At 70.3% G+C, this 18,980-nt stretch carries 18 protein-coding genes and 1 pseudogene; 16 read left to right on the top strand and 3 right to left on the bottom strand.

Annotated features, from left to right (window positions below; genetic code table 11):
• Window positions 1-241: 241 nt before the first annotated feature.
• From ACSHXN_RS39625 to ACSHXN_RS39590, 8 genes are all read left to right on the top strand, one after another.
• Complete coding sequence (locus tag ACSHXN_RS39625; RefSeq protein ID WP_438305839.1) at window positions 242-2,977, top strand: AAA family ATPase; 2,736 nt, start codon at window positions 242-244, stop codon at window positions 2,975-2,977.
• A gap of 348 nt (window positions 2,978-3,325) precedes the next feature.
• Window positions 3,326-3,580 carry a hypothetical protein gene (locus tag ACSHXN_RS39620; protein ID WP_438305837.1) on the top strand — a complete coding sequence of 85 codons (255 nt, stop codon included), beginning with the start codon at window positions 3,326-3,328 and terminating at the stop codon, window positions 3,578-3,580.
• A complete protein-coding gene (locus ACSHXN_RS39615; RefSeq protein ID WP_438305835.1) occupies window positions 3,577-3,699 on the top strand; it encodes a hypothetical protein in 123 nt (40 codons plus the stop codon). Before ACSHXN_RS39620 ends, ACSHXN_RS39615 begins: the two co-directional genes overlap by 4 nt.
• A 72-nt stretch (window positions 3,700-3,771) precedes the next feature.
• Complete coding sequence (locus ACSHXN_RS39610; protein ID WP_355133603.1) at window positions 3,772-4,023, top strand: hypothetical protein; 252 nt, start codon at window positions 3,772-3,774, stop codon at window positions 4,021-4,023.
• On the top strand, window positions 4,020-4,541 hold the full coding sequence (locus ACSHXN_RS39605) for a hypothetical protein (protein ID WP_438305833.1): 522 nt from the start codon (window positions 4,020-4,022) through the stop codon (window positions 4,539-4,541). The genes ACSHXN_RS39610 and ACSHXN_RS39605 overlap by 4 nt, the downstream gene beginning before the upstream one ends.
• 16 nt (window positions 4,542-4,557) lie before the next feature.
• Window positions 4,558-5,103, top strand: coding sequence for a DUF3558 family protein (locus ACSHXN_RS39600; protein ID WP_355133607.1), 546 nt, complete (start codon window positions 4,558-4,560; stop codon window positions 5,101-5,103).
• Between the two features lie 50 nt (window positions 5,104-5,153).
• Window positions 5,154-6,680, top strand: a complete 1,527-nt coding sequence (locus ACSHXN_RS39595; protein ID WP_438305831.1) for a hypothetical protein — start codon at window positions 5,154-5,156, stop codon at window positions 6,678-6,680.
• An 89-nt stretch (window positions 6,681-6,769) separates the two neighbouring features.
• Window positions 6,770-7,351 carry a hypothetical protein gene (locus ACSHXN_RS39590; RefSeq protein WP_438305828.1) on the top strand — a complete coding sequence of 194 codons (582 nt, stop codon included), beginning with the start codon at window positions 6,770-6,772 and terminating at the stop codon, window positions 7,349-7,351.
• A gap of 173 nt (window positions 7,352-7,524) precedes the next feature.
• Here ACSHXN_RS39590 and ACSHXN_RS39585 read toward each other — a convergent pair whose 3' ends face one another.
• Window positions 7,525-8,121, bottom strand: a complete 597-nt coding sequence (locus tag ACSHXN_RS39585; RefSeq protein ID WP_438305825.1) for an SMI1/KNR4 family protein — start codon at window positions 8,119-8,121, stop codon at window positions 7,525-7,527.
• 162 nt (window positions 8,122-8,283) lie between these two features.
• Between ACSHXN_RS39585 and ACSHXN_RS39580 the strand changes: the two are divergent.
• The 3 genes and pseudogenes from ACSHXN_RS39580 to ACSHXN_RS39570 all read left to right on the top strand — a co-directional run.
• Window positions 8,284-8,629, top strand: a pseudogene (locus ACSHXN_RS39580) (TetR/AcrR family transcriptional regulator); the annotation flags it as partial.
• Window positions 8,630-8,852: 223 nt separating this feature from the next.
• On the top strand, window positions 8,853-9,632 hold the full coding sequence (locus ACSHXN_RS39575; protein ID WP_438305823.1) for an SDR family NAD(P)-dependent oxidoreductase: 780 nt from the start codon (window positions 8,853-8,855) through the stop codon (window positions 9,630-9,632).
• Between the two features lie 140 nt (window positions 9,633-9,772).
• Entirely contained in the window at window positions 9,773-10,408 is a 636-nt protein-coding gene (locus ACSHXN_RS39570) for a TetR/AcrR family transcriptional regulator (RefSeq protein ID WP_355133617.1), read from the top strand.
• A gap of 56 nt (window positions 10,409-10,464) precedes the next feature.
• Here ACSHXN_RS39570 and ACSHXN_RS39565 read toward each other — a convergent pair whose 3' ends face one another.
• Entirely contained in the window at window positions 10,465-10,854 is a 390-nt protein-coding gene (locus tag ACSHXN_RS39565) for a TraR/DksA family transcriptional regulator (protein ID WP_438305821.1), read from the bottom strand.
• Window positions 10,855-10,929: 75 nt separating this feature from the next.
• Entirely contained in the window at window positions 10,930-11,952 is a 1,023-nt protein-coding gene (locus ACSHXN_RS39560; RefSeq protein WP_438305819.1) for a LacI family DNA-binding transcriptional regulator, read from the bottom strand.
• Window positions 11,953-12,093: 141 nt separating this feature from the next.
• On the opposite strand from ACSHXN_RS39560, the gene ACSHXN_RS39555 reads away from it, so the two are divergent.
• The 5 genes from ACSHXN_RS39555 (at window position 12,094) to ACSHXN_RS39535 (ending at window position 18,757) form a co-directional block, all read left to right on the top strand.
• Window positions 12,094-13,917 (top strand): glycoside hydrolase family 2 protein, encoded by a 1,824-nt coding sequence (locus ACSHXN_RS39555; protein ID WP_438305817.1) that lies wholly within the window; start codon window positions 12,094-12,096, stop codon window positions 13,915-13,917.
• A gap of 135 nt (window positions 13,918-14,052) precedes the next feature.
• Window positions 14,053-15,396: an extracellular solute-binding protein gene (locus tag ACSHXN_RS39550; protein ID WP_438305815.1), complete on the top strand. Its 1,344-nt coding sequence runs from the start codon at window positions 14,053-14,055 to the stop codon at window positions 15,394-15,396.
• Between the two features lie 33 nt (window positions 15,397-15,429).
• A complete protein-coding gene (locus ACSHXN_RS39545; RefSeq protein WP_355804070.1) occupies window positions 15,430-16,335 on the top strand; it encodes a carbohydrate ABC transporter permease in 906 nt (301 codons plus the stop codon).
• Window position 16,336: 1 nt separating this feature from the next.
• Window positions 16,337-17,278: a carbohydrate ABC transporter permease gene (locus ACSHXN_RS39540; RefSeq protein WP_355133629.1), complete on the top strand. Its 942-nt coding sequence runs from the start codon at window positions 16,337-16,339 to the stop codon at window positions 17,276-17,278.
• Between the two features lie 48 nt (window positions 17,279-17,326).
• On the top strand, window positions 17,327-18,757 hold the full coding sequence (locus tag ACSHXN_RS39535; protein WP_438305811.1) for a glycoside hydrolase family 43 protein: 1,431 nt from the start codon (window positions 17,327-17,329) through the stop codon (window positions 18,755-18,757).
• Window positions 18,758-18,980 lie beyond the last annotated feature (223 nt).

Below are 18,980 nucleotides of genomic sequence, written 5' to 3'. Positions count from 1 at the left end.
GCACCACGGTGGAACACACCGTCGTCGACACGTGGGTGCGGCCGCCCGAAGCGGGACGGGTCCCGCGGCATCGATCCGCCACCGCCTGCCACGTGCTCCCTTGTCGCTCGGCCGCCCAACTGCCCCTTCAGGCATGTCACTGCGGCCGGCACCGTCGCACCGAGGCGGACATGGCATCCGACACGTCTCACCGCACCAGGGTGACGTCCTCGCCGAGGACGCCGAACACTATGCTGGAATCGTGGCTGTGGTGTTCGGTCGGGACGCCGTGCTGAAGCAGGCGTGGGAGTCGCTCGTCCAGGGTGATCCTGTGCTTCTCGCAGGGCCGGCCGGGATAGGCAAGAGTGCCATCTGGCGCGAACTGGTGGACAGGGCACGGCAAGAGGACTGGCTGGTCCTGACGTGCGCGCCCGCGGAGTCTGAATCGTCGCTGGCGCTGGCGGCCCTCGCCGATCTGCTGCGACCTCTTGCCCCACAGGTGGCCGATCTGCCGGGCCCCCAGCGGGCCGCGGCCGAGGCGGCGCTGCTCACCGCGAACGCCGGCACCGCCGTGGACGAGCGGGCACTGGCCGCCGCGACACGATCCCTTCTGGACAGTGCCGCGGCGTCGGATCGCCGGGTTGTGGTGGCCGTGGACGACGCCCCCTGGCTGGACCCGGCCAGCGAACGGGCGTTGAGGTATGCGTTGCGACGGGTTCCGGGCGCGGCGATCCTGGTCAGCGCCCGCAGCGACGCCACCACCGGGACACCGTTGGACCTGGATCGTCTGCCCGGGCGCATACGCCGGATCGACGTGGAGCCGCTCGGCGTCGGGGCACTGCACCATGTGCTGCGGGACCGTCTCGACGTGACGCTCAGCCGCCCGTTGCTGGCGCGCATCACCCGGGACTCCGGCGGAAACCCGCTGCTGGCCATGGAGTTGGCCCGCGCGGTACTGCGACTGCCCAGGCTGCCCTCCCCCGGCGAGGACCTGCCGTTCCCCGCCACCATGACCCGGGTGCTGGCCGACACCGTGAGCGCGCTGCCGACGGCCGGGCGGGACGCCATCCGGCTGGCGGCCCTGCTGTCCGTGGCGAATCTGCGTGATCTGCAGGCCGCCGGGGTGGACCTCAGCGCCTTCGACGAGGCGGAGGACGCCCGACTGCTGACCCTTGCCGGAAGCGCGGTGCACTTCAGCCACCCGCTCTACGCCGCCGCGGTCCGTGCTGACATGCCGGCGGGGCTCCGTCGCCGGCTGCACCACCGCTTGGCCGACGCCGTCGCGGACCCGGACGAGCGTGCCCGTCAACTCGCGCTGTGCGTGGTGGCACCGGACGCCGCGGTCGCCGCCGAACTCGCGGCCTCGGCGGAACGGCAGCGACAACGGGGTGCCCCGCAGATCGCGGCCGGCCTGTACGAGCAGTCCGCACGACTGACACCCTCGCAGTCCACGGGGGACCAGTGCCGCCGACGGCTGGCGGCGGCCCGCTGTCACTACGACAGCGGCGACTACCGTGCTGCCGCGAAGGCGGCGACCCTGGTCGCCGAGACACGCGGCACGGACCGGAAGGCAGAGGCGTTACTCCTGCGCGCCGAAGTGGCCTGGAGCGCCGACGAACCGCTCTCGGTGGCCGCCGGGACGGCCGAACGGGCGCTGGCCGCGACGCCGGACGCCGCACCGCTGGCCGGTCGTATCCACGCCTACCTGAGCCTGTTCCACGACTCACCCGAACTGGCCCGGCGCCACGCGGAGGATGCCTGCAAGCTGCTTGCCGACACCTCGCCCGAGGATGTCGAGCTGCTGTCGGGGTCGTTGCTGCAACTGTTCTTCAACGAGGTCCGCGGCGGGCACGCCCCCCGGCTGGACCTGCTGGACCGCGCTCTGATGCTGGAGGGAGAGCGGCCCTCCTGGCTGGGCGGCACCATCCCCGCGATCTGGTGGAGATCCGTCGACGAGCACGACAAGGCCCGCAGCCGTCTGAACGACATGCTCGACCGGGCGACCGCGTTCGGCGACGAACCGGGGCAGCACGAGCTGCTGACACACCTGGGCGAGACCGAACTGGTCGCCGGGCGCTACGAGGCCGCGGCCCGCACCATCGCGGCCGCCCGGGATCTCGGCGAACAACTCGGCACCGGACTCGTGGGCGAGACCTGGCTGGTCGGTCTGCTCGACGCACACCGCGGCGATGTGGAGCGCGCCCGGAAGGTGGCGGAGGCGGGGCTGCAACGTGCCGAGGCCGTCGACGACCCGTGGGCGCGCCGTATCCATCTCGCCCTGACCGCGTTCACCGCCCTGTCCGACGGCCGTGCGGCCGATGCCGCGGACGCCTATCGGGCATTGGCCGCAGAGGCGGACGCGACGGGCCTGGTCGAGCCGCTGTCGCAACGTTTCGAGCCGGACTGGATCGAGGCGTGCGCCGCCGTCGGCGATCTGGAGACCGCCCACCGCGTACTCGATCGGCTCGCCGAACGGCATGAGCGGTTGCCCCGCCCGTGGACGACGCTGGGTCTCGCGCGCAGCCGGGCCCTGCTGGCCGCGGCCCAGGGTGAGGACGCCACCGAAGCGGTCGCCAGGCTGGAGGAGGCCAGGGCTTCGGTCTCCCCGCACGTGCTTCCACTGGATCGCGCGCGCTGTCTGCTGGTTGCGGGCGTGGTCCACCGACGGGCCAAGCGCAGACGCGCCGCGCGTGCGGCGCTCGACGGGGCAGCCGCCGAGTTCGCCGCGATCGGCGCGATGGCCTTCGAGCGACGCGCCAGAGCCGAACTCGCCCGGATCGGGGGCCGGGCGCCGGCCTCGGCGGAGTTGAGCCCCACCGAGGAGCGCGTCGCCGCGCTGGCCGCCCAGGGGCAGACCAACCGGGCCATCGCGGACGCGTTGTTCATCAGCCCGAAGACCGTCGAGGCGAACCTGGCCCGGGTCTACCAGAAGCTCGGGATCTCCAGCCGCGCCGAACTCGGCGGGGCCATGGCACGGCGGGGCGGGGTCATTCCGTAGGGAAGCGCCCGATTCAGCGGCGAGCCGATCGCCCTGGCGTCGATGCCATGACCAGGCGGCCCGGACGACGCGGTGACGGATCCGCGCCGCGGCCCCCTGTGACGGCGCTGTCCACGGGACCACCAGAAGTCAAACGCCAGACCGCGGTCCTCGTCGTGTCGGTGGCCCTGGCGGCCTCCCGCCTGCCACTCATCGGCTCCCGCCACGCCGGCCCCCGCCGACAAGTCCTCCGCCGCCTCGACTCCGGCGGCCGGGACCTCCGACGACCGATCCCCCGTCCCCACCCCGACTCCCATCGCTACCGCCGACGGTGCGGCAGCGCGAGGCGCGCACGCGAGCCCGTGCTATGTGCTCAAGCCCGACGAGGTCACTCCCGTCATCGGAGAGAACGACGGCGGGCGGCCCTCGCCCGTCTCCAACGACGCGTGCGTCCGGCTGACTTCGGACGGGGGTCCCGGGATGACCGTCCTTCTGGGTCCGTCCGCCTCGGCCGCGTCCTTCGCAGCCGACTCCGAGTTCACCGAAGCCGGGCCCGACGACGTCCGCTTCGACCCCTTCGGCTCCGGTCTGCGTGCGCAATTCGCGGCCGACCTTCGTGCGTGATCGAGGTGATCTCGGGCTCGCGTGGCAAGCCCGAGCGATCCACCCTGGTCCGGCTGGTCCGGCTGGTCCGGCTGGTCCGGCTGGTCCGGCTGGTCCGGCTGGTCCCCGGCCGGCTCTGAGGCCGGACGCGCGGCAAATGCATAGGGAAACACCCGATTCGACAGCGACCCGATCGGCCTAGCGTCGATCCCGTGACCAGGCGACTCTTCGCGGTGGAACGCTACGACGACTCCGGTCGCGGAAGCACGTGGCAACCGCCGCTGCCCGTCGCCGCCGCGGTACGACTGATCGCCGCGGTGCAGCTGCCTGCCGACGAGGTCGTTCTGGCGCTCGTCGAGGGCCCGGACGCCGAGGCCGTGGCCGCGGCCATGGCCGAGGTCGGCTGGCCGGCCGATCGCATCAACCCAGCAGTCTGGCTTCATCCATGGGGGGAACAGAAGTGAAGCGCACAACCCTCACAACCTTCCTGATCGTGTCCTTGGCCCTGACGGCCTCGGCATGCGACTCGTCCCCGGCCACGCCGGCCGGCGGCGACAAGGCTTCCAGCGGCCGGACTTCCGCCGCCGCGACCACGGCAGGCGACACGAAGCGGAGCGCAACGGTCGACGCCTGCACCCTGCTCAAGCCCGATGACGTGACGCCGATCATCGGCAAGAACGACGGCGGCCGGCCCACCTCGGGAGTGGGGGACAGCGTGTGCGGATGGGAGAACCCGGACACCTACCACTCGGTCACGGTCAGCGTCGGCGGGCCCGGCACGGCCGCTTCGGGGCAGATCAAGGACGAACCCGGCGTCAGCAGCGAACCGGGGCCCGACGGAATCCGCTTCCTCAGCGGCGGCATCGCGCGCTTCGCCGCGGGTGACCGCGACTGCCAGGTCCAGGTCGTCACCGGCGCGGGGGGCGACGACGACCGGTCGACCGCCGTCAAGCTGGTCGGTCTGCTCCGCGACCGGATCTGAGAGAGGACGACCCGTCATGCGCCGCACGGCGATCGCCGTATCTCTGCTCCTGGCCGCGGTCACCGGGTGCGCCGACGAGGCCGCCCCGGCACCCGCCGTCACGGTCACCGCGACCACGACCGCACCCGCATCCCCGGATGAAGCCGCGCCGCCGAATCCGGGCACGGCCCCGGCCTCCCCTGCGGAGGCGGGAGTGAAGGCGTGCGAACTCCTGCCGAAGAAGGACGCCGAGGCCCTCGCGAAGACCCCGCTCGACGAAGGGGTCGAAGGTCCCGAGACCAGCCCCAGTTGCATGTACACCGGACCGGTCACCGGACCGTTGGCCCAGGTCGAGATCTACCTCGGCGACGGCGCCAAGAAGTACTACGACATCGACCGCAAGCTCAACCACAAGTTCGCACCGGTCACCGGCGCCGGCGAGGAAGGTTACGCCGAGGACAACGCGGTCTTCTTCCGCAAGGCCACGACGTGGGTGGCGATCCGGCTGGTCCGGCTCAACGACCCCGCAGCCAACCGCGAGCCGCTGCAGAACCTGGCGCGCCAGGTCGCGGCGCGTTTGTGAGCGGAGCTACGGACCGTGCGAGCACTGCATGCCACCAAGGAGCGTGATCCATGCATCACCACCTGAAAGGTCCGCTCGGCGCCGCGGCCGGGCTCCTGCTCCTCCTCCTCGTGATGCTGACCGGCTGCACCTCGGCGGGCGGCACAACGGGACACGCCCGGGAGACCTCGGCAGCCGGCGGAAGCAGGCCCGAGGGCGGAGACTCCACGGCAGCCGCCCTCACCTACGGAGCCGGACCTGTCGAGGACCGGTCGGTGACCTATCAGTCCGACGTGGTGCTCGTGGAGGGCGGAGCGGGTGCCATCCGGTCCGCCAGTCCGGACGGGCTGACCTGGACGATCGACGGCCGGGCCGCCGGTGCGGCCCACGTCGAGGTAGGAAAGGTCATGTACGTCACCAGCAGGGCGGTCGGACGGGTCGTCCGGATCCGGCCGGAGGGCGGCGATCTCGCCGTCACGCTGGCGCCGGTGGCGCTCACCGAGGTCTTCCGCGACGCGCACTTCCGGACCGACCGGAAGATCGACCCGGGCGCCACCCTGTACCAGGAGGTACCCGATCGGCCGGGAGCCGTGTCCGTCCCGGCGGGTGCCGCCGGCACGGCTCCCCCGTCGGCCGGTACGGCGGCCTTCACGGCGCGTCCCGCGGCCCTGGCCCGAAGCGCGGGTGCGGTCGTGTCCCTGGGCAGGCCTCGGTTCGTCTCTGCCGACGCGGATCGGCTGCCGCCGGCCCGGGAGGACAGCGTCACCTGGAGCCACGGAGGATGGGAGGTGCAGCCGGAATCGTCACCCGGGGAACTGGGGCTGAAGATCGGTCACGAGGCCGGCGACGGCCTCAAGGCCTTCATCGACTTCTCCTTGCACACCGGTGACCTCCGCGTCCGGTCCGACGTCTCGATATCGAACGGCAGGATGGGATCCGGATCCACCTTTGTGGTCGAGGGAGTCGACGGCTTCTCGATCGACATCTCCGCCGGTGCCGCCGACGGCGCGGACGACAACAAGAAGATCCGGGTGGAGGTTCCCGTCGAACTGACCGTCCCCGTGCTGCCGGGCGAGCCGTTGATGTACAGCAACACCTGGAAGTTCGTCGTGGGCACCGCGCTCAGCGGCAAGAACACGACGGTGACGGCCGGCGGGACTTGGCGGCTCGACGGCCCGCTCGGCATCGTGGACGGCAAGTTGGTGACGCCCCGGCTGACGGTGGTGAAGCCCATCATGGACTCGATCGGCGGGGTCTCCGTCGGTGTCAGCGGTGTCGCCGCCGCGGTCGAGGCGAAGTTCCAGCTCGGCCTCGGCACTCCCGCCGCCTTCGCCGGACCCTATGCCAAGTTCGTCATGGACACGGGCGTGGCCAACGGCTCGGTACTCGGCTCTCCGCTCGCCCGGTGCAGATCGGCACGGCTGGATGCCAAGGCCGGTGCGGGGTTCGGCCTCTCGGTGTCGTCGGAGGTGCTCAAGGCACTCCGGAGACTTCTTCCGGCGGGCGCGAAGATCGAAACCGAGAGCGAAAGCCTGAAGCCGTACTTCAGCGCTTCCCAGACCCTTCCGAACGTCCCGCTGTGCGTCGGCTCGAGCTGAACGCCGGTGGCGGGACGGGCGGAGTCCACGGGACGGGCCCGGACGAAGGATCACTCGGCCTGTACGTCACCGCACACGGGGGACACGTCATGACCACGAACACGACAGAACCGCACGGGATCCGCGGCGGTGCCGGCCGCAGAGTACGACACCGGCGCCGCGGTCTCACCACCATCGCCGTACTGGCCGTCATGGCAGGGGCCCTGCTGGTGGCCCGGACGACACTCATACCCTGGGCCTACCCGCTGCCCGGGCAGCCCCGGCTCACCGGCTACTGGGAGGGCCGTATCGCCTATTCGGACACCGACAGCAGACAGATACTGCTGCAGATGCGCTATGACGAGAACTGTTCCATGGCCTGCGACATGACCGGGCGCATCAAGGTGTGCGGAGCCGGCAGGAGCACGAAGGGCGACCTCGCGGGTGACGTGCACAATTGGCGCGGCACCCGCTTCACCCTCAATCCCTACCTCCCGCGGAGCAAGGGTGATGTGAACATCGAGAAGCTGGAGGGCGACTGGAGCGGTGACGTCGTCCGGATGCGCGCGAAGGTCGAGTTCCTCGACGCCGACGGTTCCTGGGAGTCGTCCCGGCAACCGTCCGCGCCACCCGCCTTCGAGATGCGGCACATCAACGAGGGGGCGTTCGACGCCGGGTGCGCCCGCGGGTGACCGCCGTGTCCGGCTGCGGGACCCGTCCGCCGGGCGCCGGCACGTCAGGGCTCGGCGATGCCCGGCCCCGCCATGACCGGCTCTGCGCCGAGGCCCGCGGCAGGCTCACCTACCTGATGACGGCAACCGACTGCCCAGTGGGGCCGCCCCCTCGGAGCGGCCCCACACCGATGTCACTCCTCGTGCCACCGGAGAGACCCGTTCACCACTCGCGGGCGCTGAACATCCCAGTTTCCGCGGTCCATTCCGTCGGCGAACGACGTCAACAGCTCGCCCAGGGAGGTCGTCGGATCGGTTTCATTCGGGCTTACTTCGGCATACTCCAGGACACGGAATCCCGAAGATTCCGAGGCATCCAGGGCATAGCCGTAGTAGGCGCGTTCAAAGTCCCAGATGACCGGGATCAAGTGGGGCTCCCAGTAGCCCTCGGCATCCTGTGCCATGTCCAGCATCTGGGCTCGCGCCTCGACGATCTCCTCGCATCCCAGGAGCACCTTGCCGAACGGGAAGATCGCCGAATCCAGGTGCCTGACCGGCACCACACGGCCGTTGGGAAGGGTCAGCGTGGTGTCCTTCGCGCCACTGCCGTTGTTCGCCCTCAGCAGCGCCTCCAGCACGTCGGGCACCTCGAACCCCAGCGCGTCACGCAGGCCCGCGATGTCCTCGTCCGTCGCCGGACCACGCAGCGCCTGCGCCGTGTACGGCGCGTTGGCCGTGATCCAGCGTGCGATCCGCCGCCAAGCCGTCTGCACCTCTTCGTTCTCGGACACTCCGGCTGCACCGCCTCGCTCTTGGTTCAGAACTGTTCGCCGGCACCGCACCGCCATCGGCGTACCACCCGGCTTGCTGCGCCAGATGCTCGTGGTCTCACGGCGGCGCCCTTTCGCGCGGCCTGACCCTAGCCGCTCAGAGGACGAAGTCACCCGGCGGGAGGCCTGGTGGCCATGTTCCCGACCCTCCTGACGGCCGCTGCCGGACCGGGCCGCCCGCGCATGTCCGCCTGTCCGGAGCTACCGGTCGAAGCGGCCCGCAAGCCTCGCTGTCAGCCCTTCTCGGCCCCATCGCTGCCGCCGACTTCGCGGGGCTCGAGCCCGCTCAGCGGGCCGCCGGCCTGCCCGTCACTCGGCAGCGGACGGCCGCTGTCACCCTCACCCTGCACGCCGCCGTCCCCCACTACCGGCCGACGGCCCGGACACCTCGGCCGCCGCCGGTCTTGACGCCCCCGGCCGCTTCGTCCGCGATCTTCTGCAGGCGGTGTATCCGGGCCACCCGGAGTGATCGGCGGCACCGTCGAGCGCGGCCGGTGACCCGAGCGACTGTGGACGTCGCACCGGACTCCGGCGGGACCTTCCACACGGCCGCAAATCGTCCGCCTTCGAACCGCCCAGGCCGACGCGACTCCGCTCGCCGCCCCGGTGCGGCTCGGCAGTGACCCGCATGTTGACGGGTGTAGACTTGGCTCGAAGTCTACAGTCGTATACAACTTGGAAAGGACAGCACGATGGATGTGAACCTGACGGGCCGCCGGGCTCTGGTGACCGGATCCAGCTCGGGGCTCGGCGAGGCGATCGCCCGGCTGCTCGCCGCCGAGGGCGCGGACGTCGTCGTCCGCGGGCGCGACGAGGCCCGCACGCGAAAGGTGGCCAAGGAGATCGGCGCTGCCGCCGTGGCCATCGGTGACCTCACCACGGACGAGGGAGCCGACGCCGTGGCCGTCGCCGCCGGCGAGATCGACATCCTGGTCAACAACGCCGGGGCGTACGACCACCTCGGATGGACCGACGCCACCGCCGACACCTGGGTTCGCACATACGAGGTGAACGTGGTCTCGGGCGTGCGCATGATCCAGCGGTTGGTACCCGGGATGCGCGAGCGCGGCTGGGGCCGGGTGATCCAGATCGGCGGTGGGCTCGCGTCGCAGCCGATCGCCATGCAGCCCCACTACAACGCGTCGCTCGCCGCGCGTCACAACCTGGCCGTCTCTCTCGCGCGGGAACTGAAGGACACCGGGGTGACCTCGAATGTGGTCGCTCCCGGGGCGATCCTCGTCGACGCCGTGGAGCGGTTGTTGACCCGGATCGCCCCGGAACACGGCTGGGGGGAGTCATGGGAGGAGATCGAGCGCAACGCCGCACGCGACTTCGTGCCCAACGACATCGGCCGCTTCGGCCGCCCGGAGGAGATCGCGGGTGCCGTCGCCTACCTCGCCGGCCCGTACGCCGACTACATCAGCGGTGCCACCATCCGCGTCGACGGCGGCACGATCCGCTCGGTGAACTGACCCACACCCACCGGCACGGCACGGCCTTCACCACGCACCCCCCCACCGAGGTCACCGCCGGGTCCATCGCGATCGCCACCGGTATCGACACTTGTCTACACTCGTAGAACTACGCTGCGCTCCCGACTAGACTGCGCGCCATGAAAAAGGACCCTCCGGCTCCGCCGTCCACCGATCCGGCCGCCAAGCGGCCGCGGGACGCCAAAGCGACGCGCGAGGCGATCCTCCGATCGGCGGTGGAGGCATTCACCCGGTTCGGCTACGACGGTGTGGGCGTGCGCGAGATCGCGAAGTCCGCCGGCGTGACCGCCATGTTGGTCAACCGTTACTTCGGTTCCAAGGAACAGCTCTTCGCCGAAGCGGTGGAGGAGTCCTTCGCCCCGCGCACCGTCGTCACCGAGGACCCCCGCACGCTGAGCCGTGATGTCGCCAGAATGCTGGTGGACAGGACGGCGCCCGAAGCGGACCACCTCGACCCGTTCCTGTTGATGCTGCTGTCCGCGCCCAATCAGAGGAGCGCGGAGATCATGCGGGACGGAATCGAGCGCCACGTGGAGCGGCATCTCGCCGGCCTGCTGACCGGAACCGGAGCACGCGAGCGTGCCGGGCTGGCACTTTCATTGATCGCCGGGGTGTGGCTGATGAGGAAGGTCATCGGCGACACGGCGCTGCTGCAGGCCGAGGGCGACGATCTCACCCGAAGGCTGCAAGAGGTCTTCGAACTCCTCTTCAGGAACCCGGAGCACGAAGAAGGGACCGGGGTGCGGGACGCCTGAGCGGTGGTCCGCATCGACTCCCGGTCGACAGGCGCCACGCCTGCGTGCGCAGGGCATCAGCGCGGGCCGGAGGCCGCGCAGCGCACGCACATGGTCGAGGCCGGACGTGCTTCGAGCCGCTCCTTCGGAATCGGCTCACCGCACTTCACACACATTCCGTAGTCACCTTGCTCCAGCCGTGTCGACGCCTGGTCCAGCTCGGTCAGATGCTTCCGTGCCCGGTCCAGCAAGGAGGCGACATGAGCCCGCTCGAAGGCCGTGCTCGATCCTTCCGGGTCATGTTCGTCGTCGACGGCCACAAAAGCGTTCGCTGCGACGATCCCCTCGAATTCCCGACTCAGGGCGGTGATCTGCGCCAGCGTTGCGGCACGTTCGGCGGCGAGCAGCTCGCGGAACGACTCGCCCCCGACCGCGGGGACGGCGGCGTCGCGGAACTTGTCGCTCATATGTGTAGGAACGTCCGCGCCCCCGACCGGGTTCCACGGAGCCACCCATGGCCACCGGCTACGCGCCCCTGACGATCAGCCGCCCGTGCTCTCCCGCACGATGATCCGGTGCCCGGCCACATGGTCGCGCAGGGCGGCGCCGTCCGGAGCGTCGATCCGCTCCAGCAACAGGGACACCGCGGCCCGCGCGATCTCCCGCTTGTCCGGGGCGACCGTGGTCAGGCTGGGCACGCTGAAGCGCGAGGCCTCGATGTCGTCGAAGCCCACGACGTCGAGGTCGCCCGGGACCGCACGGCCGTGTTCGTGCAGCGCCCGCAGCGCGCCGAGCGCCAGGTGGTCGTTCAGACACAGCAGCGCGTCGGGGCGCAGCCCACGTTCCACCAGCGAGGCGGCCGCGCGGGCGCCGTCCCGCCAGTGGTAGGCGCCGACGGGGATCACCAGGTCGGCATCGAAGGGCAGTCCCGCGGCTGCGAGGGCCTCCCGGTAGCCGTCGGTGCGCAGCCGATCGGTGCCCTGGCGGCCGCGGACGGCACCACCGACGACAGCGATACGGCGCCGGCCCCGGGACAGCAGGTGTTCTGTGGCCTCGCGCGCGGCACGCACATTGTCGATGCCCACATGGTCCGTGCCGCCCCCGGCGGGACGCTCGCCGAGCAGTACCACCGGCAGCCGCCGGTCGCGCGTGGCGAGGTCGCGCGGGTCGAGGGCGAGCGGACTGAGGATGACGCCGTCGGAGAACTGAGCGTCGAAGCCGTGCAGCGCGGCCAGTTCGCGTTCGCGCACCGCCTCGGTCGAATGGAGGAGCACGGTGTGACCGCGCGCGGCGGCCTCCTCCATGACGTGCCTGGCCAGTTCGGCGAAGTAGGCCACGTCCAGCTCGGGAACGGCCAGGGTGATCATGCCCGTGCGGCCTTGCCGCAATTGGCGTCCGGCGATGTTGACGCGATAGCCCAGGGCGTCGATGGCCTCCTGGACGGCGGCACGGGTCCGTTCCGAGACATGCTCGAAGTTGTTGATCACGTTGGAGACGGTCTTCGGGGAGACACCGGCGTATTCCGCCACGTCCTTGATCCTGGGTCTGGCCGCCACGCTGTCCATCCTTCCGCCTGCCCATGATCGTACCGACCGTCACGAATCGGTTGCGGGCCGGATCGGTTCCCGCCGACATATTTACATCGATGTAATCGTCATGATGCCATGTGCCCCGCACACCTCGAGTCCCAAGGTGCAAGGAGCCCCATGCCCCTCCCCCGCCCCTCGGTCCCACCCCGCCCCGAATACCCGCGGCCGCAGTTCGTCCGGGAAAACTGGCTGAACCTCAACGGCGAGTGGCAGTTCGAGATCGACCGGTCCGACACCGGTCTCGAGCGCGGTCTGCGGGAGAAGGAACTCGCCGACCGCATCGTCGTCCCGTTCTGCCCGGAGTCCGAACTCTCCGGGATCGGTGAGACCGACTTCCTTGAGGCCGTCTGGTACCGGCGTACGGTGACCGTCCCGGCCACCTGGGCGAATTCCCGGGTCCTGCTGCACTTCGGTGCCGTCGATCACGAATCCACCGTGTGGGTCAACGGCACCGAGGTGGCCCGGCACCGCGGCGGCTTCACCCCGTTCACCGCCGACCTCGGTGATGTCGCCGAGCCGGGCGACGAGTTGACGATCGTCGTCCGCGCCCGTGACAGCCGTCACGGCGTCCAAGCGCGCGGCAAGCAGGCCACCTGGTACGCCAACTCCCACTGTCACTACACCAGGACGACGGGTATCTGGCAGACCGTATGGATGGAGCCGGTCCCGCGAACGGCCGCGCTCAAGCGCCCCCGCGTCACCCCCGACCTGGCCTCCGGCTCGTTCTTCCTGGAACTGCCGATGACCGCCGGCCTCCCCGGTCACCGCCTCCGGGCCACCCTCACGGACGACCGGGGCGAGATCGTCGCGGCCGAGACCCGCGCGGACCTCGATCTCGCGCCCCGGTTGGTGCTTCAAGTGCCGGCCGACCGCCTGCGCACGTGGTCACCGCGGGATCCGCACCTGTACGACCTCACCCTCCAACTGCTCGACGCCGACGGGGGGATCGTGGACTCGGCCCGCTCGTACGCCGGTATGCGCTCGATCTCGTTGCACGGCAAACGGCTGCTCCTCAACGGCGAACCGGTCTTCCAGCGCCTTGTGCTCGATCAGGGCTACTACCCCGGCGGGCTGATGACCGCACCCGAGGACACGGACCTGGTCCGCGACATCGAACTGGGCCGTGCGGCGGGCTTCAACGGCGCCCGACTGCACCAGAAGGTCTTCGAGGAGCGCTACCTCTACCATGCCGACCGGCTCGGATACCTGGTCTGGGGCGAGTTCGGCGACTGGGGATGCGAGGTCGGCGTCCGCGACGACAACCAGCGGCCGGACGCGTCGTACGTCACCGAGTGGCTCGAGGCCCTGGAGCGGGACTACTCACACCCCTCGATCGTCGGCTGGTGCCCCCTGAACGAGACCTACCAGCCGTTGCACGACCGCATCACCCGGCTCGACGACGTCACCCGCGCCATGTTCCTGGCCACGAAGCAGGCCGACGGCACCCGCCCCGTCATCGACGCCTCCGGGTACGCCCACCGTGTGGCGGAGACGGATGTGTACGACTCCCACTGCTACGAGCAGGACCCGGTCGCCTTCGCCAAGGCGATGGACGGCCTGGCGGAGGACCGGCCGTACGTCAACGTGGCGCCCGACGGCCGGCCCTGGTCGCTGCCGTACCGGGGACAGCCCTACTTCTGCAGCGAGTTCGGCGGCATCTGGTGGGACCCGGAGGCCGCCGCCGCGACCGGCGAAGAACGCGACAGTTCCTGGGGCTACGGCGAACGGCCGCGCACCGACGAAGAGTTCGTCGACCGGTTCACCGGGCTGACCGGCGTGCTGCTGAGCGACCCGGACATGTTCGGCTACTGCTACACACAGCTCACCGACGTCTTCCAGGAACGCAACGGCGTCTACCGCTTCGATCGCACCGAGAAGGTCGACACGCACCGCCTGCGCCGGGCCCAGTTGCGCCCGGCGGCCTACGAGAACACCCCCTAGCACCGGCGCGGGTCCGCGCGAGCGGAAGCAGAGCGCATCCCGCACAGAATTTACATCGATGTAAGAAATGAGCCGTACGACGGCGGTGACCCCGGCTCGCCCGAGGATGCACCACCGTCGTCGGAAAGGAGCCCGATGACAGGCATACCCGCGCCCGTCGGTCCCCCCGGCCTGAGCCGGCGCCGACTGTTCGGCGCCGCCCTCACCTCCGGAGCTGCCCTCCTCGGCGCCGCAGCCCTCAGCGGCTGCGGGTCGGCGCAGGCCGCCGGCGCGTCGACCGTCCGCCTGTGGGATCTGTTCAGCGGCGCCGACGGCGGCCTGCTCAACGACATGGTCCGCGCCGCGCGTCCCGATATGCCGGGCACACGCATCGAGCGCACCGTCCTTGAGTGGGGAACCCCGTACTACACCAAGCTCGCCATGGCCTCCGCCGGTGGCCGGGGCCCCGACGTCGCCGTCGCGCACATGTCCCGGCTGGCCGGTTACGCCCCCACCGGCCTGCTCGACCCCTGGGACCTCGATGTCCTCGCCCAATACGGCGTCGGACGCGACGACTTCGCCGACGCGGTGTGGGCACGCACCCAATATCGCGGACACACCTACGCCGTCCCCCTGGACACCCACCCGTTCATCGTCTTCTTCCACCCCGAACCGGCCGCCAAGGCCGGCCTGCTCACCCCGGACGGCGCCCTGGACACCGAGGCGTTCTCCTCCCCCGACCGCTTCCTGGCCGCCGGCAGGGAACTGGCCAAGGCCTCCGGCCGGCAGGGCATCGCCTTCGGCTACGTCACCGACACGGCACAGGGCTGGCGCCTGTTCTACGGCCTGTACCGGCAGACCGGCGGCACCTTCGACCTGCCCGAGGGCGGACCCGCCGAGGTCGACGTCGACCGCATGGCCGAGGTCATCGCCTTCATGGCCAAGCTCGTCGACGGCCGGGTCAACCCCAAGCGTCTCGACTACCCGGCCGCCATCGCCGCGTTCGCCAACCGGCAGACGGCGATGATCCTCTCCGGTGAATGGGAGCTCGGTACCTTCCGCACCGCGGACAAGAACGTGAGTGCCGCCCCCTTCCCCACCGTCTTCGGCACCCCGGCCGTGTACGCCGACTCGCACTCCTTCGTCCTGCCCCACCACCCCGACCCGGATCCCGAGCACCGCCGCCGTACCCACCGGGCGGTCGCCGCCCTCCTCAAAGCCGGACAGATCTGGGCCACCGCGGGTCACATCCCCGCCTACGGGCCTGTCACCAGGACGAGCGCCTACGCACGGCTACAGCCCCAGGCCCACTACGCCAAGGCCCAGGACCACGTCGTCCTCGACCCGTCGGTGTGGTTCGCCGGCGCCGGATCCGACTTCCAGAACGCCATGTCCCAGGTGCTGCAGCAGGCGCTCCTCGACGGCCTCGCCCCTGATCGTGCGGCGCGCGCCATGGTGCAGCGCCTGAACACCTTCCTCTCCCAGCCCAGCCCGGCCTGACCCGGCCGTACTCCCCGCGCAGGAGGCACAACGATGTCCTCTCCTCAGGCCGCGCCCCGCACCGGGGCCCCCTCCGGGCGCCGACCCGTCCCTCCGGGTCTGCTGTTCGCGCTGCCCTTCCTCGCCCTGTTCGCCGTCTTCCTGCTGTGGCCGCTGGGCCAGGGCCTGTGGATGAGCCTGACCGACACCTCTCTGTCGGCGCACAGTCCGGACTTCGTCGGTGTCGACAACTTCACCGAGGCCCTGGGCGACGCCGAGATGTGGCGCTCGCTGGGTCACACCGTCTGGTTCACGCTGATCTCGACCGTTCCGCTGGTCCTGGTCGCGCTTGTGCTGGCTCTGCTCGTCCACACCGGCCTGCCCGGCCAGTGGGTGTGGCGGCTGGCCTTCTTCGCCCCTTATCTGTTGCCCGTCGGCGTCGTCAGTCTGTTGTGGATCTGGCTGTACCAGCCGGACCTCGGCCTGTACAACCACCTCCTCCACATACTCGGTCTGGAGCAGGTGGCCTGGCTCAGTGACGAGTCGGTCGCCATGTGGGCCATCGCCCTGACCACCCTGTGGTGGACCGTCGGCTTCAACTTTCTCCTGTACCTCGCCGCGTTGCAGTCCATCCCCGACCACCTCTACGAAGCCGCCGCCATCGACGGCGCGGGTGCCTGGCGGCGCATGTGGTCGATCACCCTGCCCCAACTCGCCCGCATCAGCGCCGTGATCACGGTGCTGCAGATCCTGGCCTCGCTGAAGGTCTTCGACCAGGTGTATCTGCTGACCAAGGGCGGTCCGAACGGCTCCACACGCCCTGTTGTCGAGTACATCTACGACGTCGGCTTCACCGGTTACCGGCTCGGTTACGCCTCGGCGATCAGCTACATCTTCTTCGCCCTCGTCCTGATCGCCTCCGCCGTCCAGTACGCCGCCCTCCGCCGCCGGGAGAAGTGACATGACCTCCACCGACCTGCCCGTCCGCACCGCACCGTCCCGGCAGACCGCAGTAGGCGTACGGGAATCGAGGTCCCGGCAGCAGGCCCGCCGCAGCCGCACGAATCTCACCCTCGGAGACGGCGTCCTCGCCCGCCTGCTCGCGTCGGCCGCGCTCATCGTCATGGCCGTGATCTGGCTGCTGCCCATGACATGGGCCCTGCTGACCGCCTTCAAGTCCGAGGCGGACGCCAGCGATCCGGCCCACTGGTTCTGGCCCCGGCACGGGTTCACCTTCCACGGCTTCAGCACCGTGTGGCAGCGTGGCGACCTGCCCCTGTGGATGCTCAACAGCCTGCTCATCTCCGCGGCCGTCACGGTGATCACCGTACTGGTCTCGGCGATGGCCGGGTACGCCTTCTCCCGCACCCGGTTCACCGGCCGCCGCGCGCTGTTCGCGGTGACCGTCGCCGCCGTTCTGGTACCGCCCCAGTTGATGATCGTGCCGTGGTTCCGGCAGATGCTGACCCTGCACCTGGTGGACACATACGCCGCGGTGATCCTTCCGCAGACGGTGGCACCGGTGATGGTGTTCATCCTGAAGAAGCACTTCGACTCACTGCCCCACGAGTTGGAGGAGGCCGCCCGCATCGACGGTGCCGGGCACTGGCGCATCTTCTGGTCGGTGCTTCTGCCGCTGTCCCGCCCGATGCTGGCGGCCGTTTCGATCTTCGTGTTCATCGGGGCGTGGAACAACTTCCTGTGGCCGTTCGTGTCGACCTCCGACCCGGCACTGATGACCCTGCCGGTCGGCATCACCTCCGTGAAGGACGCCTACGGCATCCAGTACGCCCAGACGATGGCCTCCGCCGTCCTGGCCGCCCTTCCTCTCGTCGTGGTCTTCATGTTCTTCCAGCGGCACATCGTGAAGTCCGTCGCGACGACGGGCCTCGGCGGTCAATGAGGGCACCCGGCCGACACCCCACCCGTCCCCTGCAGCGAAGGAGCCGCCATGCGCGCAGCACGGCGCTTTCCCCGCCTCACCCTCCTCCTCGTCCTCCTGTCAGGACTCGTCACCGTCCCGCAGGCCGTCACCGCGTCCGCCGCCACGACGGGCACGTTCCGCAATCCGCTCAACACCGGACCGGACCCCTTCCTGACGTACTGGAACGGGTCCTACTACCTGACGACCACCCAGGGCGACGGCATCCGCATGTGGCGCTCGTCCTCGCTGGGCACGCTGCTGACCGCCGCGCCCGTCACCGTGTGGACGGACACCGACGCCTCCCGCAACCGCGACATCTGGGCACCGGAGTTCTACCGTTTCGGCGACCGCTGGTACCTCTACTACACGGCGGACGACGGCATCGACGACCACCACCGCCTGTACGTCCTGGAGTCGGAGCGTGACGACCCGGCCGGTCCCTACCACTTCAAGGCGAAGCTCGCTCCGCCCGACCACGCCTCCGACTTCGCCATCGACCCCGGAATCCTCCAGCACGACGGCCGCCTCTACCTGGCCTATGCCGGTATCAACGCGTACCAGCACAACGGCATCAACATCGCCCCGATGTCCAACCCTTACACGGTCTCCGGCGACGCCGTCGCGATCGACGCCGCCGGCGGTTGTGCCGAGGTGCGCGAGGGACCGGAGTTCCTGCACCGCAACGGCCGTACGTGGATGACGTATTCGACCTGCGACACGGGCAAGCCGGACTACCAGGTCTGGATGATGTCCCTGCGCGAAGGCGCCGACCCGCTCGTGCCCGCCGACTGGGTCCAGACCTCCGGCCCGGTGTTCTCCCGCGCGGACGACCATGGCGTCTACGGCCCCGGCCACCATGCCTTCTTCCGCTCCCCCGACGGAACGGAGGACTGGATCGTCTATCACGCCAAGAGCACGTCGGCCTACACCTACACCGACCGCACCACCCGGGCGCAGAAGATCACGTGGAAGGCGGACGGCAGCCCGGACCTCGGCCGCCCGCTTTCTCTGGGCGCCACCCAGGACCTGCCGGCGGGCGACCCGGGCTCCGGTACCTACTGGATCAATGACGACGGCCGGTCGAGCGGCGACGGCACACTCGCGTATACCGGCGTCTGGAACTCCGGCACCGGATGCGCCACTCAGTGCTTCTGGGGCGACGACCACTGGAGTGACCGCAAGGGCAACACGGCCACCTTCACCTTCACCGGCACCCGGATCGCCTTACTGTCCGTGCGCGACACCGGCAACGGCATCGGGGCCCTGAGCATCGACGGAGGTTCCGAACAGCGCGTCGACTTCTACGGCGCGACGCGCACCGGGGAGACGTTGCAGTACATCAGCCCGCAGCTGCCGTACGGTCGGCACACCCTGCGTGTTCGGGTCACCGGCGAGCACAACTCCCAGTCGCGGGCGGCGTTCGTGAGCGTGGACCGGGCGGAGGTGTACACCAAGTGACCCGTCGTGGGTCGTCGATGACCCGGGCCATCGCCTGGCGGGACGCAAGCACCAGAGCTCCGGCGGTGGCAAGGACGGCGCCCGCAGCATCGGCGGCGGACGACTGCGGCCGGCGCGAGCCGTGAACCGCTTGGTGACACGGGAGGGTGCAAGCGTCACCGGTATACCGCGGCGCCCCGCCGGCCGCGACCGTCGGGCACCCCGTCGGGTCGCACGCCCGGGT

Origin of the sequence: Streptomyces sp. HUAS TT11 (assembly GCF_051553595.1) — a bacterium.
Lineage (GTDB): Bacteria > Actinomycetota > Actinomycetes > Streptomycetales > Streptomycetaceae > Streptomyces.
The sequence above is the reverse complement of the archived record's forward strand: the minus strand, read 5'-3'. Positions and strand labels throughout refer to the sequence as shown.

Bases quoted from the DNA above. Each gene is read 5' to 3' on its own strand.
- ACSHXN_RS39560 (WP_438305819.1), bottom strand. From the start codon at position 11,952: ATGGACAGCGTGGCGGCCAGACCCAGGATCAAGGACGTGGCGGAATAC.
- ACSHXN_RS39600 (WP_355133607.1), top strand. From the start codon at position 4,558: ATGCGCCGCACGGCGATCGCCGTATCTCTGCTCCTGGCCGCGGTCACC.
- ACSHXN_RS39565 (WP_438305821.1), bottom strand. From the start codon at position 10,854: ATGAGCGACAAGTTCCGCGACGCCGCCGTCCCCGCGGTCGGGGGCGAG.
- ACSHXN_RS39540 (WP_355133629.1), top strand. From the start codon at position 16,337: ATGACCTCCACCGACCTGCCCGTCCGCACCGCACCGTCCCGGCAGACC.
- ACSHXN_RS39575 (WP_438305823.1), top strand. From the start codon at position 8,853: ATGGATGTGAACCTGACGGGCCGCCGGGCTCTGGTGACCGGATCCAGC.
- ACSHXN_RS39555 (WP_438305817.1), top strand. From the start codon at position 12,094: ATGCCCCTCCCCCGCCCCTCGGTCCCACCCCGCCCCGAATACCCGCGG.
- ACSHXN_RS39545 (WP_355804070.1), top strand. From the start codon at position 15,430: ATGTCCTCTCCTCAGGCCGCGCCCCGCACCGGGGCCCCCTCCGGGCGC.
- ACSHXN_RS39570 (WP_355133617.1), top strand. From the start codon at position 9,773: ATGAAAAAGGACCCTCCGGCTCCGCCGTCCACCGATCCGGCCGCCAAG.
- ACSHXN_RS39535 (WP_438305811.1), top strand. From the start codon at position 17,327: ATGCGCGCAGCACGGCGCTTTCCCCGCCTCACCCTCCTCCTCGTCCTC.
- ACSHXN_RS39550 (WP_438305815.1), top strand. From the start codon at position 14,053: ATGACAGGCATACCCGCGCCCGTCGGTCCCCCCGGCCTGAGCCGGCGC.
- ACSHXN_RS39595 (WP_438305831.1), top strand. From the start codon at position 5,154: ATGCATCACCACCTGAAAGGTCCGCTCGGCGCCGCGGCCGGGCTCCTG.
- ACSHXN_RS39590 (WP_438305828.1), top strand. From the start codon at position 6,770: ATGACCACGAACACGACAGAACCGCACGGGATCCGCGGCGGTGCCGGC.